This window comes from Neobacillus sp. SAB-20_R2A (genome assembly GCF_049568635.1).
GTDB lineage: Bacteria > Bacillota > Bacilli > Bacillales > Cytobacillaceae > Neobacillus > Neobacillus citreus.
In genome coordinates this window covers 5,507,718-5,525,219 of record NZ_CP145895.1, presented here as the reverse complement: position 1 = coordinate 5,525,219, position 17,502 = coordinate 5,507,718, and the positions used below count along the sequence as shown (strand labels likewise).

11 protein-coding genes are annotated in these 17,502 nt (G+C 39.9%); all 11 read left to right on the top strand.

Annotated elements, in window-relative coordinates:
* The first annotated feature begins 125 nt into the window (after positions 1–125).
* The 11 genes from V5M37_RS27050 to V5M37_RS27000 all read left to right on the top strand — a co-directional run bounded on the left by V5M37_RS27050 (position 126) and on the right by V5M37_RS27000 (position 17,449).
* Positions 126–2,651 (top strand): EAL domain-containing protein, encoded by a 2,526-nt coding sequence (locus V5M37_RS27050; protein ID WP_423799967.1) that lies wholly within the window; start codon positions 126–128, stop codon positions 2,649–2,651.
* Positions 2,652–2,695: 44 nt separating this feature from the next.
* A complete protein-coding gene (locus V5M37_RS27045) occupies positions 2,696–5,929 on the top strand; it encodes a response regulator (protein ID WP_423799966.1) in 3,234 nt (1,077 codons plus the stop codon).
* A 39-nt stretch (positions 5,930–5,968) separates the two neighbouring features.
* Entirely contained in the window at positions 5,969–6,811 is an 843-nt protein-coding gene (locus V5M37_RS27040) for a CheR family methyltransferase (RefSeq protein WP_423799965.1), read from the top strand.
* A 188-nt stretch (positions 6,812–6,999) separates the two neighbouring features.
* Positions 7,000–7,206 (top strand): aspartyl-phosphate phosphatase Spo0E family protein, encoded by a 207-nt coding sequence (locus V5M37_RS27035; protein ID WP_423799964.1) that lies wholly within the window; start codon positions 7,000–7,002, stop codon positions 7,204–7,206.
* A complete protein-coding gene (locus tag V5M37_RS27030) occupies positions 7,206–9,320 on the top strand; it encodes a sensor domain-containing protein (protein ID WP_423799963.1) in 2,115 nt (704 codons plus the stop codon). The genes V5M37_RS27035 and V5M37_RS27030 overlap by 1 nt, the downstream gene beginning before the upstream one ends.
* Positions 9,317–10,177 (top strand): GGDEF domain-containing protein, encoded by an 861-nt coding sequence (locus V5M37_RS27025; protein WP_423799962.1) that lies wholly within the window; start codon positions 9,317–9,319, stop codon positions 10,175–10,177. The genes V5M37_RS27030 and V5M37_RS27025 overlap by 4 nt, the downstream gene beginning before the upstream one ends.
* Positions 10,178–10,484: 307 nt before the next feature.
* The gene (locus tag V5M37_RS27020) at positions 10,485–11,702 is read left to right on the top strand and encodes a benzoate/H(+) symporter BenE family transporter (RefSeq protein ID WP_423799961.1); all 1,218 of its coding nucleotides are present in this window, start codon (positions 10,485–10,487) and stop codon (positions 11,700–11,702) included.
* Between the two features lie 300 nt (positions 11,703–12,002).
* Positions 12,003–12,710: a DNA alkylation repair protein gene (locus tag V5M37_RS27015; RefSeq protein ID WP_423799960.1), complete on the top strand. Its 708-nt coding sequence runs from the start codon at positions 12,003–12,005 to the stop codon at positions 12,708–12,710.
* A gap of 411 nt (positions 12,711–13,121) precedes the next feature.
* Positions 13,122–14,753, top strand: coding sequence for an acetolactate synthase large subunit (locus V5M37_RS27010; RefSeq protein WP_423799959.1), 1,632 nt, complete (start codon positions 13,122–13,124; stop codon positions 14,751–14,753).
* Positions 14,754–14,769: 16 nt separating this feature from the next.
* On the top strand, positions 14,770–16,197 hold the full coding sequence (locus tag V5M37_RS27005; protein ID WP_423799958.1) for an aldehyde dehydrogenase family protein: 1,428 nt from the start codon (positions 14,770–14,772) through the stop codon (positions 16,195–16,197).
* Between the two features lie 811 nt (positions 16,198–17,008).
* Positions 17,009–17,449, top strand: a complete 441-nt coding sequence (locus V5M37_RS27000; protein WP_423799957.1) for a cell wall hydrolase — start codon at positions 17,009–17,011, stop codon at positions 17,447–17,449.
* The last annotated feature ends 53 nt before the right edge of the window (positions 17,450–17,502 follow it).

Below are 17,502 nucleotides of genomic sequence, written 5' to 3'. Positions count from 1 at the left end.
CGAATTTTGTAATAATAAGTAAAATGATAGTTAACTCTACCTACTTATAGGTTAACTAAAAGAATACTAATTTATTACTTATAAAGAATACCTTTTGGTCCTATGTACAAGAGGGGAGGATTATGATGAGCATTGATAGTAAAATAAATATCCTATTAGTCGATGATAGACCCGAGAATTTATTAGCTTTGGAAGCGATTATTGAGCATGAAGATTACAATTTAGTAAAAGCTTCTTCGGGTGAAGAGGCACTAAAATGCCTGCTAAGGCATGATTTTGCGGCAATCTTGCTAGATGTACAAATGCCTGGTATAGACGGCTTCGGGACAGCCAAGATTATTAAAGCACGCGAAAAGACGAAAAACATTCCCATTCTTTTTATTACCGCCAATAATATGGATTCCGAGCATATTTTCACCGGATATTCCCTCGGTGCGATTGATTATATTCTGAAACCTCTCGAACCTACTATTTTAAAAGCAAAAGTCGAACGTTTTATTGAGATTTATAAATTAAATCAGCAGCTAAGACAGCAAGCCGCTATTCTTACGGAGAAAACAAAGGAATTAGAAAAGGCTAATGTGGAGCTATCGAATTTGACTTCTCAATTGCGCATTTCTGAAGCATTAGCAAATGTGATCAGTGAAACCTCCATCGACACCATGATTGTCATTGATGAAAGTGGGAGGATCTTAAAAGTCAACCCGGCCATTAAAGGAATGTTCCAATATCATGAGCATGAATTAATCCGAAAAAGTGTATTGGAGCTATTTTTAGGAGAAGAATCTACTAATTATATTAAAAGTTTATTAAATACGATAAAGAATGTAAGTTATCTATCGGGTCATGACAATCTGGAAGAGATTAAGGCTACTAGAAAAGATGGAACAGTCTTTCCGGCTGAAATCCAAATTGGCAAAAGATATGTACAGGATCGCTGTCTTATTGCTGTTACGATCCGTGATATTTCCAAGAAGAAGCATGATCAGGAAAAGATTACCCATATGGCCTATTACGACAGCTTGACGGAGCTGCCAAATAGAAGATTATTTAATGAAAAATTAACGTTCATGCTAAATAAAGGCAGGCAGTCTAATCAACCTTTAGCGATGATGTATTTGGACATGGACCGATTTAAATATATTAATGATTCACTCGGGCATATTGTAGGGGATAAATTGCTACTGGAAATCGCCAAAAGACTTTCGGCCACTGCAAGAGCCCAGGACTTAGTGGCAAGGTTAGGCGGAGACGAATTCACGATTCTTTTACCAGATACGGACCGGGAAAGCGCACTTGAACTAGCAGAGACTATTTTAGAGGTTTATAAAGAGCCATTCTTTATTGATAACTATGAATTATACATGACCACTTCTATAGGAATTAGTGTTTTTCCCTACGACGGAGAGGATGCCCAAGTATTAATGAGGAACGCAGATGCGGCCCTTTATCGTGCAAAAGAACAAGGGAAAAATAGATATAAGGTATTCCATTCCGGGATGAATATCCAATCATATAAGAACTTTATTTTAAGGAACGACTTGCGAAAAGCGATCGAACGTGAGGAGTTATCCATTGTTTATCAGCCTCGAGTAGATATTGAAACGGGTAAAGTTAGAAATGCCGAAGCCTTATTAAGATGGAATCATCCGAACTGGGGTCCTGTCTCTCCTGCGGAATTTATCCCGCTGGCAGAAGAGTCGGGGGACATAATGGCATTTGGCGACTGGGTACTTAAGTCTGTTTGTCTGCAAAATAAAGCTTGGCAGCAAGCTGGATATGCCCCCATTCAAATATCAGTGAATTTCTCAGCCCAACAATTTTTACAAAAAGACTTGGTTGGCAGAATTCAGCAAATTTTAAAGGAAACGGAACTAGGCCCAGAATGGTTAGAAATTGAAATTACCGAATCAACCATATTGGGAAACGAGGAGATCATCACAAGAACATTAAACCAACTTAGAAAATGGGGGATTCGGGTCAGTATCGATGACTTTGGTACAGGTTATTCCTCATTAAGCTATCTCATGCGTTTTCCAGTCCATACCATAAAAATTGACCGATCCTTTATAAGGGATATTTCCAAAGATGCCTCACATAGCCAAACGCTCATTTCCTCGATTATTTCGTTAGCTCACGGACTTCATATGTCGGTGGTTGCTGAGGGTGTTGAGACAGAGGAACAGTTAGATTTTTTGAAAAAATACCAATGTGACGAGGCCCAGGGTTACCTTTTTTCTCCTCCTGTACCTGCTGCCGAATTCGAAGCGTTTCTTGTTCCGGCTCTCTCTAAAACAACGAACCGCAAGGGAATTATCCGTTTTGAAAAGAAGGAAAAGAGCAATAAAGGAGAATTAACGAGTGGACATGTGGAAGCTTCCGGTGGGTTTTCAAGTGCATCGCTTCTCGATGCAGCACTGCTTCGTACTGAACAACTATACGCTATTTCATCAAGAGAAATGGATGTATTTAAGCTTTTAGTAAATGGGTTAAGCAATAAAGAAATTTCAGATGTGTTATTTATTAGTGAACATACAGTAAAAAATCATATTACACGGATTTTTCAAAAACTAGCCGTTAATGATCGCTTGCAGGCTATGGCAAAGGTATACCAAACATGTATTGAAGAGGGTGAGAATCTTAAAGCATAAGATAAGGACATTCAGCATGTAAAATTTAGTGCGAGGAGCTCTTTATGAAATTCAAAACGAAGCTAATTCTGGGAATTAGCAGTAAGCCAATCATTGTTCTTCTCATCATCGTTTTTGGGTTATTACAGATTCAAAATCTGACGAAATTGACGGAGCTTACTCAACTCAATTATGAGAAGGCATTGTTAGCGACAAAAATCCAAAAGGAAATAAAAGATGAGGCCATTGGTTTAAGAAATGTGGTCCTTTTCACTAACAAAGCTTCGATTCAAAAGGAATTGGATCATGTTGATATGTTAAGTGAAAGAGTGAGTCAGGATCTTACCTTGTTGGAATCCAAAGTCAATACCAGCGAGCAAATAAATATGGTCCATAATCTAAAGGAAATTATTATTGAATTTAATGTTTATAAAGATAAAGTAATCGAACTTAATGCTAAAGGTGATAAGGCTGCAGCAATTGAGATGATCGATAACAACGGGCATTCCATTCATGACAAGCTTTTTCAGGAAATTTCAGTCTTTACCAAGCATTTTGAAACCAACATGAGCGCATCTTTTGTTGATTCAACCAAAAGCTTTAAGTGGCAAATAGCGATCACCAGTCTTATTAGCTTGATCGCTATTGTTCTTTCATCCAGTTATATCGTCCGAATCGTGTGGAAATTTGCGGATCGGTTAAGTAAAGTTTCGAATGTCATGGAAAATGTCGCAAATGGAAAGGCTGATCTTCGCACAAAGGTTGAAGTAACATCCAATGATGAGGTTGGTGAAGTCGCTCGTTCTTTTAATACGATGGTGCAGTCGTTGGCGGAACAAAGAATGCGTGAACAAAGTTTGCTCTGGGTAAAGTCAAATATTGCGGACATTACCACTAGTTTAAGTGGTATACAAAATCTGGAAACACTGTCTCAAACATTTTTGTCAAAGGCTGTACCTTTACTTGACTCCTGTCATGCGGTCCTGTACGGCAAGGAAGATTCGTCCCTTACCTTGCTTGCAGCCTATGGAAAAATGAACGATAAACAGCATCCCATTACATTTAAACTTGGGGAGGGCCTCATCGGACAGGCTGCCATTGAGAAGGCTCCAATTATTCTTACAGATGTACCATCAGACTATATACAAATAAAAACTGGTGTGGGGGAAAGAACACCTCTATATCTTTCTATTTTCCCGATTTTGTTTGAAGGCGAAGTAAAAGCGGTATTAGAACTTGCATCCTTTAAAGCTTTAACGGAGGAACAGAATGGATTATTGGACGAAATCGCGAAGAGTTTAGGGATTATCCTTGAGAGTGTGTATGGAAGAATTCGACTTGCTCAATTACTGCAAGAATCCCAAATGTTAACGGAAGAGGTCCAGGCACAATCTGAGGAGTTACAGGCACAGCAGGAGGAACTCAGAGCTACAAATGAAGAGTTAGAGGAACAAACACAAGCACTAAGACAATCAGAGCTAACACTGCAGTATCAGCAGGAAGAATTGGAACAAACCAATAAGGAATTGATCGAAAAGGCGGCCATATTAGAAGAGAAGAATCAAATGTTTGAATGGACGAACAGGGAAGTAGAACGTGCCCGTGCTGAGCTGGAAGAACAGGCAAGGCAGCTCGCGTTAAGCTCCAAATATAAATCCGAATTTCTGGCCAATATGTCCCACGAGCTTCGAACGCCATTAAATAGTTTGTTGATTCTTTCTAAATTGCTTGCGGAAAATTCGGGGGGGAACCTTACCGAAAAACAGGTAAGGTTTTCAAAGACGATTCATTCTTCTGGCCGTGATTTATTGGTACTCATCAATGATATTTTAGATTTGGCAAAAATTGAATCAGGAAAAATGAGGGTGAATCCTGGTAAAGTACTGATTAGTGATCTAGTAGAGTTTGTGGAAAATAGTTTTAGGCCCATCGCAGACGAAAAGAACGTAAACTTCCACATTTCTTTACAGGATGATCTGCCGCTATCACTAATTAGTGACGAACAAAGGTTACAGCAGGTTCTAAAAAATCTCTTGTCCAATGCCTTTAAGTTCACGAATCAAGGCGAGGTAAGGCTTGAGATTGGATTGTCCCCTAACATTGTCCAGCAGCCAACGTATGTTTTTTCTGTCGTTGATACGGGGATTGGGATTCCAGATGATAAGCAGGAGCTTATTTTTGAAGCCTTCCAGCAAGCTGACGGTACGACGAGTCGGAGGTTTGGCGGAACCGGATTAGGTTTGTCCATTTGTCGAGAAATAGCCAATCTTTTAAACGGCGAAATTGTGGTTGAAAGTGAACAGGGGAAGGGAAGCAGATTTTCTTTTTATGTAGCGGATTTTCAAGAGGAGGCCAAGGAACAAAAACAGGTTAAGCCCTTGAAAGAGGTGGCCGTAACGATTGAACCCGCAAATGTAAAGCGAGAGGAAATAAGTGAGCCCGCCAGTGTACATGAAAAAGACCTTACGTTAGATATCAATCAACCGATAAAAAGGCTTTTGATAGTCGATGATGATGTGAGACAACGCAATAGTTTAATGGAATTGGTCGGTGCAAAAAATGTCGTCATCAAAGCTGTCTCAACGGGTTTGGAGGCAATGGAAGAGTTAAAGGTAAACAAGTTTGATTTTATGATCCTTGATTTAGGATTAACAGATACAAATGGAATGGACTTATTAGCAAAAATTAAGAACAGCCCTGACAACGAACAGTTACACGTATTTATTTACACGGGCCGTGACTTAAGTGCGAAAGAAGAGATCCATTTATTAAAATACACGAATACCATCATTATTAAAGATCAGCATTCACCGCAAAGGTTAATGGATGAATTGGAATTATATTTGCATTCCGAAAGTGAAAAAGAGGAAGAAAATGGGAACGTGGACACTGCCGATCAAATTACGGTTCAGAAGGAGCTTGAGGGAAAGAGGATTCTTCTCGTGGATGATGACGTCCGAAACGTCTACGCGTTAATGAGTTTACTCGAAACTTATCATATGGACATTACATTTGCCGAGAATGGCAAGGAAGGTATTGAAATTTTAGAAAAAGGTCCCGGTTTTGATTTGGTATTGATGGATATCATGATGCCTGAAATGGATGGATATGAAGCCATTCAAAGAATAAGAGAAAAGCCGCAATACTCTTCTTTACCTATCATTGCCCTAACGGCCAAGGCGATGAAGGAAGATCGAGAAAAGTGTATAAAGGCAGGAGCGTCTGACTATATTGTGAAGCCTTTTGACCCGGATCAACTGATCTCTCTGATAAGAGTGTGGCTATACAATAAAAAATAATAATCTTTGAGAATCTAGAATAAATGATTGAGAGGGCTTATGAGTAATCATTCGACAGAATCCCAACAGGATTTAGAAAAACTTGAAATCGACTTGTTATTACAAGGTTTATACACATGGTGCGGCTATGACTTTCGAAACTATGCTTATAAATCGATCCGAAGGAGAATCTGGCATAGGATCCATGCCGAAAAACTTTCAAGTATTACGGGGTTGTTAGAAAAGATTTTACATGATCCTGCTTGTTTAAAAAGGCTCATTTCGGACTTCTCGATTCATGTGACAGAAATGTTTCGCGATCCCTTATTTTTTCTCGACTTCAGGGAAAAAGTCGTTCCACAATTGCGGACTTACCCTTCGATTCGGATCTGGCATGCAGGTTGCTCGACAGGTGAAGAAGTGTATTCCATGGCTATGCTGCTCCATGAAGAGGGCATCTATGAAAAGACCAAGATTTACGCCACTGACATCAATGCGGAGGTATTAAAAATTGCCAAATCAGGGGTATTTCCGTTAGAACAGATGAGGAAATATACGAATAATTATATTTTAGCGGGTGGAAAAAAAGCATTTTCTGACTATTATCAGGTCACCAATAACGGTGTGAAATTCCATCCGTTCCTTTCCAAGAATATCGTCTTTGCCCAGCATAATTTAGTGACGGATCATTCATTTAATGAATTTCATGTCATTCTCTGCAGAAATGTGTTAATTTATTTCAATAAAAACCTGCAAGATAAAGTCCATTCCCTCTTTTATGAAAGTTTGGGAATGTTGGGGATTCTTGGCCTCGGTGATAAAGAGACGATAAACCACACAATGAAAGCCGATTGCTATGAAAACATTAGCAGCAGTCAGAAATTATATAAAAAGATAAACTGAAATAAGGGCCAGAATTGGCCTTTTTTTTGTGAAAAAATACGGGTAGTTAGGACTGTTTGTATATAGGAAGACCTTCCTTATTTTTATGATTGTTCATATTGGGAAGGTATGGTGATATTTTATTTTTTCCTGTTATTTCATAATGAAACTATAAAATTAAAGCAGTTATAGTAAAAGTGGAGGAAAAAATGGATAATGCCTCATTGATCTTAGAACAGATTTCAGAACTGAAAAACAAGTTAGAAAGTCTTGTTTATTTATATGGCTTTTCCAGTCCGACAGTGTTGAAATGCAGTAGAGAACTAGATGAATTAATTTATCAAATTCAATTATTAAATCATGTACCTCTAAATAGAAATGGCCACAAAAATCGTGAAATTGAGGGGAATTATTAGTGAGCATACTTCAAATTGCAAAGACCGCAAAGACCGCATACACGATTTCCTCTGATGATTTTCATAAACAAAATATTCATCAATCAATATTTCATCATCATCCTGATACCATTTTCACAATGGACTTAGTAGGCAATATTTTAAGCTGCAATAAAAGTATAGAAGGCTTTCTTGGGTACTCCTCAAATGAGATTCATGGATTGTACCATGCATTAGTTAAAAAAGAAGATCTAGATCAGGTTTCGGTTCATTTTCAACTTGCTGTAGGCGGGCAGGTGCAACAATATAATTGCAGCTGCATTCATAAAGCCGGACATTATGTCGAAGTTACCGTTACCAATATTCCTATGTTTTCCAATGGTGAGGTAGTAGGAATTTACGGAATTGCGAAAGACATTTCAAAACTTATTCAGACTGAGACACGGTTAAAGGAAAGTGAAACACAATTCCAGCAAATTTATGAAAGTCTAAATTTAGGTGTTTGGTCTTGGGATATCCGCGCTCGTAAAGTTGTTTATGTATCTTCAGGTATTGAAACCTTATCAGGAATCAAAAAAGAAGATTTTATGAATGGTTCCCGCAATTGGAAAGAACTGATTTATCCTGAAGATTTACAGACTTTTGAACAAAACCAGAAGGAACTCCAAAAGGGAAAAAACTGTATATATCAGTACCGTATTGTGGATTCGTCGGGAAAGATAAAATGGGTCGAGGCCCGGACATTTCCCATTTTAGACTCCGATGGAGCCTTAGTACGTCTAGATGGTCTAGTTACTGATATTCATAACAAGAAATTAGAATATGATCAGATTAATTATTATGCCTATCACGATTATTTAACCGATTTGCCAAATAGACGATTATTTGAAGAGAAATTGGAGCATCTAGTCAGAAAAAATAATGAGAAGTTTGTCTTGTTTTATTTGGATTTGGACCGCTTCAAGTTTGTGAATGATACATTAGGACATTCTGGAGGAGATGAACTTCTAAAAGAAGCAGCAAAGAGATTGGGTAGCCATCTTACTGAAAATGATCTGTTAGTAAGACTCGGCGGCGATGAATTTGCCATTATTCTACCGAATTGTCATCCGAAAGCCGCAAATGAAGTGGCATTAAAAATACAAAGGGAATTTGAGTCCCCATTTATCATTCAAGATTATCACTTACACATTACGACCAGTATTGGAATCGGCATTTTTCCACGTGACGGCCGGACCATGAATGAGCTTTGCGCCAATACGGATATTGCTTTATATCGCGCAAAAGGACTGGGGAAAAACAATATTCAGTTTTACACTCCTTCGATGACAACTGAATTTCATCAGCAATTTCTGATGGTCAACGATTTAATAAAAGCTATTCAAGAAGAACAATTCGTCCTCTATTATCAGCCGAAAGTGGACCCAAAGACCAGGGAAATTAAGGGAGCCGAGGCTTTGATTCGCTGGAACCATCCTGAAAGGGGAATTCTTCCTCCTGATCATTTTATTCCATTAGCAGAAGAAACGAATTTAATTATTGGTTTAGGGGATTGGGTGATGCTTGAGGTTTGTAAGCAAATTAAACAATGGTTGGAGGATGGAAAAGACATCGTTCCCATATCGATCAATATTAGTGCGAAACGTTTTTTAAAGGACGATCTCGTTAGCAAATTGCAAATGATTCTAGCCGAAACAAACGTCGATCCAAAATGGTTGGAGTTTGAAATTACCGAGACATCCCTTATTCAAAATGAAATAAAAGTTTTAGCGACCATCAATGCTTTAAAAGAGAGTGGTATTGCGATCTCCTTAGATGATTTCGGGACAGGATACTCCTCGATTAATTATTTGAAAAAATTTAAAGTGGATTTTTTAAAAATTGATCGTTCTTTTATTAATTCTATTCATTCTAGTTTTGATGATGAAGCGATCATCAAATCAATCCTTTATTTGGCACAAGAACTAAAAATAAAGGTGGTAGCTGAAGGGGTTGAAACAGAAGAACAACTTACTTTTTTATTAAAGCACAAATGTAGTCTGATCCAAGGATATCTATTCAGTAAGCCTGTGGATGTAGAGGCGTTTTCCCAACTTCTATCTAAGAGCAATGATTGGCGGAGGATTAACAATTGAAAAGTTTGTCGATAAATACTCGGAAAATTCCATTACCCCTTCTTTTGTTATGTGTGTTTATTATACTCATACCCGATTCTTTAGATGATTATGAAAGGTTTTATATTGATGATATGTCTTGGTTTGCATTGCTTATCCCGTGCTTCATCTTTTCCTATTATTTAGGGTTATATGGCGGTGTTTTTGCTGGAATCATCGTCAATGCCTATCATCTAATCTGGTTCTTTTATGAGAAAAAATTCCACAGTGAAGATGTGATTGATGAGACCGCCGCATTGCATATTGGGATTTCGTTGATTACCCTTTCTTGCTCGATTGGGGTTGGGGCATTAGCGGAGAAACTCATAAATAGGCAGCTAAAAATACAGGAGTTAAATGAAAAACTAACCAAAATGGCTTTATACGATTCTTTAACAGGACTTCCCAATAGACATTACTTTATAAGAGAGTTAGAGAATGCCTTAAAGAAAAAGGACCAATCCTACTTAATGTTTATTGATTTGGACGGCTTTAAAAGGGTAAACGACCGGTATGGCCACGAGGTTGGGGATCAACTTTTAATAGAGGTTTCCCGAAAACTACTAGAAATAGAAAATGAGGGTACTTTTGTGGGTCGTCTTGGAGGTGATGAGTTCACAGTATTGCTTAGAGGTGTTAGCTTACACCAAGCAGAAGCTGAAGCAAATCGGATCTTAAACCTCCTGCAGATAAGCGTACACGATTGTAAAATCTCCGCAAGCATTGGCATGGCTATGTGCCAACCAGAAGACACTCCCGCTTCAATACTTAAACTCGCAGATTCAGCCATGTATAAATCAAAATCAGCTGGAAGGAATACAGTAAATCTCGTCTCTTAAATAGACTAAATAATGATAAATCTTGGCGGACAGTTAAAACACTGTTCGCCTTATTTGAGTGGGTGATGCATGGGGACGGTTCTTGTGCCTCACTCACTCCGCGATGATGCATGGGGACGGTTCTTGTGCCTCACTCACTCCGCTGATGCATAGGGACGGTTTTGTGCCTCACTCACTCCGCGCTGATGCATGAGAACCGTCCCCGTGCCTCAAAAACTAATGAACTATTCCAAAAAGTTTGACAATCGAAATATATTAGCCTACCTTTTTAATAATAGTATAAAAAGAGAGGACATGTGGAAGGCAGATGGGATTACCAGGAAAATTAGATGAAAGTGTTCGTTTACAGTCCAATAGAAAAAGAAAATCTTTTCTTCACGATATTAATAGTCAAAATCTATCATCAGGTCTTATTTCCAGCACATTGCTTATGACGGGACCGGCGTTAATTATTTTGCAGGCTGCAGCCGCCGGAGGTTTTACCAATGAGCAAACGATTACCTGGATGTTTGCCGCCAATTTTTTCCCCGGTGTAGTTGGAGTTTTGATGGCTCTTCTTTTTCGAAAGCCGATCACTGGCGGCCATTCCATCACGGGAGTGGCTTTCCTAGCAACGGTTACGGCCCATTTTACCTTTCCGGAACTCATCGGCGGATATGTGTTGTCGGGGCTTACGATCATGATTGTTGGCGTGTCGGGCCTTTTCACCAAAATCATCAAATGGGTGCCGAAGGAAGTGATATCGGCGATGCTGGCAGGATTGGTTACCGGATATGTTGTAAAGCTGATTCCGGCTATTCAAGAAATGCCTGTGGTCGGGTTGGCGGCCTTGGTCAGCTTTTTTGTATGCACCAAATACAGCAAGCGGATTCCTGCCGTCATGGCAGCGGTCGCCGTGGCGTTTGTTGCCCTTTTTTTCACACAGGATCTTGACTTGAGTTCACAGGGAATTCCTTTTTCCTTGCCGTCGCTGCATGCTCCGGAATTCTCGTGGATGGGAGTCTTGACCTTGGCCCTCCCGCTGGCGATGTTAGTCCTTAGCAATGATGCGGCACCGGGAATAGGCGCCTTGGAAAGCGAGGATTTTGACCCACCCATCCGTAAAATTGTCACCATTAGCGGTGTGTTTTCAAGCATCACGGGGTTTTTCGGCGGCCATTGCGCGAATATCGCCGGTATGATGACAGCGATCTGCGCCGGCCCTGATTCTGGCGAAAAATCAAAACGATATGCCGGATCTGTTTTGTGTGGGATTTTCGTTATGTTATTTGGTATTTTTGCTTGGAAAATCGTCCCCTTCATCCAATCCCTGCCACAGGCATTTGTATCGCTGCTGGCCGGCTTTGCCTTAATCGGGGTGCTGCATTCCAGTTTGCAGCAAGGGTTTTCCGGAAACCGCTACCGCCTAAGTGCATTAGCTGCCTTTCTAATCGCTCTGTCGCAGGTTTCTTTTCTCCACATCAGCGCGCCTGTTTGGGCACTTATATTTGGGGCTGTGATTGCGAAGACTGTTGAGAAATCATGAAGCATGGGGACGGTTCTCGTGCTTCAAAATTTGGGATGAGGCAGAGGACGGATCTCGGCCTCATTTCTATTTGAATTCCAAAAAAATGATGCATTAGAACCGTCCCCATGCCTCGCCAATATACTTTCCACCCTCTTTTTACCGCCCTCTAGAATTACCCTATAATTGGCTTTTTATCTGAACTTACCCCCTTTTTTCAAGACTCGTGGAATGTTTTCGGGTAGTATGATTATTAAGAATATAAGCTATATGGTTAAAATGAAGTGGGTATGTTGATACGGGGAAGGAAGTGCAAAAACAATGGATTTCGAAACAGTTATGCAGGAGCTTGGGGCGCTCGGCAAGGAGCGATTGAAAAAGATGTACATAGGCAATGGTGCACACGAGCCGGTATTTGGCGTGGCAACAGGTGCCATGAAGCCCCTCGCAAAGAAAATCAAGAAGGATCAGCCATTAGCCGATCAGCTTTACGCCACCGGAAACTACGATGCCATGTATTTTGCCGGCATCATTGCGGACCCAATGGCCATGACGGAGGCGGATTTTGACCGGTGGATGGATGGGGCGTATTTTTATATGCTGTCCGATTATGTAGTGGCGGTCACCTTGTCTGAAACCGATATTGCGCAGGCTGTTGCGGATAAATGGATTGCCAGCGGGGAAGAACTGAGAATGTCGGCAGGGTGGAGCTGTTACTGCTGGCTATTGGGGAATCGTAAGGACAGTGAATTTGAAGCAAACAAGCTTGCCAGTATGCTTGACCAGGTGGAAAAGACCATTCACGATGCTCCCGATCGAGCAAAATCTGCTATGAATAATTTTATCTACACCGTTGCGATTTCCTATGTGCCGCTCCACGATAAGGCGGTTGAAACCGCAAAGGCTGTTGGCCCAGTCGAAATCAAGCGGGATAAGAAAAAGAGCAGTATCCTGAATGCTTCCGAAAATATTCAAAAGGAGATTGATAGAGGAAAGCTTGGGTTTAAACGTAAATATGTTAGGTGCTAGCACTACACGGGAACGAAGCTCAATACAACATTGGAAGGTTGTTAACAAACTAGGATAAGTGGCTATTTCGTAATCAGGCGCAATTCTGCAGAAAGAATTGTGCTTTTTTTCATGGTAACGGCCAGATAATTGCATAACACCTTTTTAAAAAAGCGTATCAGTAAGGCAGAATGCAGTTTATAAAGGAGGCTTTTTTATGGCAGAACAAAGCAAAAGGAAAGGATCCCATAAATCATTAAGGATAAATTTCCCCATAAAGAGAATCTTAACTATATATATTCCATTTTTATGTCTGGATATTAAGTGTTTATTTATGAAGGAAATGATCATGAATATTGCCGACGTTATAATTCGTACGAACGGAGAAACAGCATCCAATTCTCCGTAATCCATTGTAAAGGGTGTTTAATAGTGAAGGCAGCTGAATTATTAGTTAAGTGTTTAGAGGAAGAGGGCGTAGAATATATCTTTGGGATACCAGGCGAGGAAAATATCGATCTTATGGATGCTCTACTGGATTCAACGATTAATTTTATCGTAACAAGACATGAAACGAGTGCTGCTTTTATGGCAGGGACCTATGGAAGGTTAACGGGAAAACCGGGTGTGTGCTTAGCCACATTAGGTCCGGGAGCAACAAATCTTTTAACAGGTGTGGCAAATGCCAACATGGATTTGAATCCAATTGTTGCGATTACTGGCCAAGCTAGTTTAGACAGGCAACATAAAATTAGTCATCAGTATTATGATTTGATCCATATCTATGAACCTGTAACAAAATGGAATGCACAAATAAAAAAGGGTGAAATCATACCTGAGGCAGTTCGTAAAGCATTTCAGGTATCTACTCAAGAAAAACCAGGTGCTGTCCACATTGATCTCCCAAATGATGTTGCTGGAATGGAGGTTCAGGGAACTCCTTTAAAGGGAGCAGTCCATACTTTAACAGAAGCAGGGAATCAGGTCATTAAAGAGGCAGCTCAACTTATTGAACAAGCTGAGCACCCACTTATTTTAGCTGGTAACGGAATAACGAGAGGACATGCTGCTGATCAATTAAGGGCTCTAGTGGAAAAGGTCAATATCCCTGTCGTCCATACTTTCATGGGAAAAGGAGCTCTTCCCTGGACCCATGACTTAAGTTTATTTACAGCAGGCATTGGCGGTAATGATTACATTACTTGTGGATTTAATCACTCCGATTTAATTATCGCGATTGGTTTTGATATTTCAGAATATGCTCCATCTAAATGGAATCCTGATGGTGCCACCTCCATTTTACACATTGATACAGAGGAAGCAGAGACCGATCAAAATTATCCTGTAAAACTTAACGTTGTGGGAGATATCAAACAGAATTTAGAAAAGTTGCATCAAGTTCTTTCCCCTAGAGAAAGGAATAATTCATGGGTATTGAACGTTAGGAATAAGGCACTGGCTGAGCTGCAGCAATTTAGTGTCGATACGAGCTTCCCGCTCAAACCTCAGAAAATTATTTCCGATTTAAGAGCTGTTTTAAAAGAAGTGGATATTGTGATTTCAGATGTGGGGGCACATAAAGTGTGGATGGGGAGGATGTTCCATACCTATCAACCGAATACCTGTCTTATTTCTAATGGCCTGGCATCAATGGGGATCGCTGTCCCAGGAGCGATAGGGGCGAAACTTGCCGAGCCGAATCGTACCGTTGTAGCAGTATGCGGGGATGGATCTTTTCAAATGACCGGCGCTGAGTTAGAAACAGCCAAACGACTGAATCTCCCTATTATTGTTTTATTATGGAGAGATGAAGGATATGGCTTAATCGAATGGCATCAATTGAAAAAGTTTAACCGTCCTTCCCATATTAAATTTGGAAATCCTGACTTTGTTCAGCTTGCATCATCTTACGGATTTGAAGCTTTGCAAATTAACAGGGCAGAGGAACTTAAACCTGCATTAGAGAAGGCCATTGCCATGAACAAGCCTGTCTTTATTGATTGCCCAGTTGATTATAGTGAAAACATGAAATTAACCGAGAAATTAAGTCATCTTCAATGCTAAGAAAGGGAGGGTCAACATGCGGCTCGGTTCGATTATCAATGGTCAAGAGCGAAATGAACATAATCGAGAAATACTTGAGGTAAAAAATCCATATAATCAAGAAATTGTAGCGGAATTAGCTTTAGCGACAGAAGCTGATCTGAATGAGGCAGTAGAAAATGCCTTTGAAACTTTTCATTCTACGATGAAGATGATGCCTGCTCATCAACGGAGTGATATTTTGCGAAAAGCTGCTGACCTTTTAGAGGAAAAGCCTGAGGATTTTATAGACACGATTGTCCGAGAGGCTGGTAAACCAATCAAATATAGCAGGGATGAAATCAATCGTTCCGTTCAAGTTCTAAGGTTTGCTTCTGAACTTGCCAAAAATATTACTGGAGAAGTCTTGCCAATGGATGCAGCCATTGGCGGCGAAAATCGATTGGGGTTAGTGAAACGAATCCCATTAGGTGTGGTAGGAGCCATCACTCCCTTTAACTTTCCGCTGAATTTGTCATTGCATAAAATTGCACCAGCGATTGCTGCGGGTAATACAATTGTTTTCAAACCTGCCGAGAAAACACCGGTGTCGGGTTATAAATTAGTCAAGTTATTCCAGGAAGCAGGCCTTCCAGATGGGGCTTTAAATTTGTTAATGGGAACGGGAGAAGTAGGTGCATCTCTTGTCACGCATGAAAAAGTCCATAAAATATCCTTTACAGGAAGCTTAGCCGTTGGAAAGAAAATTCGTGAAACCGCCGGCTTTAAAAAAGTTACCCTTGAATTAGGCTCCAATTCCCCTAACATCATATTCGACGATGGAGACATACAAACGGCTGTAACAAGATTAGTAACTGGGGCTTTTTCTTTTTCAGGACAAGTTTGTATCCATGCTCAACGAATCTTTGTACAAAAAAATGTTTATCAGGCATTTTTGGAACAGTTTATCAAAGAAACAAGGGCTTTAAAAATTGGGGATCCAATGGAGGAGGCCACAGATATCGGGCCCATGATCACGGAGAAAGAAGCGGAGCGGGCAAAGCTTTGGATTGATGATGCCGTCAAAAATGGCGCGAAAATAGAAGTTGGCGGCGATCGGAAGGGGTCCATTCTTTCCCCGACCATCATGACTGATGTCGATCGTAATATGAAAATCATCGCAGAAGAGGTTTTTGCACCGATTGTATCAGTTATTCCGTTTGATACGGAAGAGGAAGTCATCGGATATGCCAATGACTCCATTTACGGTTTGCAAGCTGGTGTCTTCACCCAGGATATTGACCGAGCAATCAGGGTAGCCGACCAATTAGAAATAGGCGGTGTTTGGATTAACGATATCTCTACCTACCGGCAGGATAATCTGCCTTACGGCGGTGTAAAACAAAGCGGTGTAGGAAGAGAAGGAATAAAATATGCCATAGAAGAAATGACGGAACTGAAATTTATTGGCATTAAATTAAAGTAGGGACGTGGGGACGGTTCTCATGCATCAAAGAAATTGTATGTGTTGTGGATCAATATTTGTACTGAAAAAGCAAACGGCTCACAATACTGAGCCGTTTATTTTTGTCTATTCAAGTTTCTTTTCAACTAATCAAGCATGTTGATTCGGTAGCGTTGCCATCATCGGATAAATTGAGAATCGTACCAGTGGAATCTTATTGAAGATTTCGACATTCTTCTGCTTACAAAATAATTGTAAACCCAGTTACGGGAAGGGCTCAGTCTAATACTACACAATCGTTTGATTAAATGACAAAATTTTTGGAGGAATTGTGATGGAAAGTCTATTAAATCAATAGTTATTTAGCTTTTATCCAAACGTTTAAGTAGGGTAATTCGTAGTAGAATTTGTTGCAAATTAGCGGATTTCCGAATTTGTGTATTACCTGCCAGAAATCACTCGCCTTAATCTGGCAGCATTCATCAAAATTTCTACGGAAATAGGGAACAGAACGTTAATTTATCAATGTTTTGTGGCATTTTACTCAAACGTTTGTCTGACCGACAAGCATTTTCGTAAAAGTGGAAGAAAAAATCCTTCGGTATCAAGGCATTGACTCCGTTTAATTAAACGTTTGATTGGGTTGCACATGGGCAACACTTTGTTGGAATAGCTCGAACAATGTGAAGCATGGGGACGGTTCTTTTGCCTCATTCTTATTTAATTATTGGAAATAATGATGCATGAGAACCGTCCCCATGTATCATCCTTATTAGATATACAATGACAACAATGTAGGCTATTTTTCATACTATATTTTGGGGGTGGAAAAATGCCAAGAGCAAATTACCGAAGTTCAGACGTTAGTTTAATGGCGAGGATGATGAGGGCAGAAGCTGAGGGTGAAGGAAAATTAGGAATGTTATATGTGGGAAATGTAATTGTAAATCGTCTTGTGGCAAATTGCTTAGACTTTAAGGGGTTAAGATCAATTAACTCAGTTATTTTTCAAGTACAAGGAGGAAATTTTTCCTTTGAGGCTGTTCAAAAAGGGAACGTATTTTATCAAAGGGCAAGAACTTCTGAAAAAAGATTAGCCAAACAAAACTTGGATTATTGGAGACAACACCCAGGAAAATATGCCCTTTGGTATTTTAATCCACATGCGCCATGCCCTCCAACATGGTACGATCAACCACAATCCGGTCAATTTAAAAATCATTGTTATTATGAACCAAAACCTGGAACATGTGATAGTGTTTATAGAGGTTAAGCTTACTCTTTGAGTAAGCCCTTTACATAATTGGAATAGTTACACAAAAACAA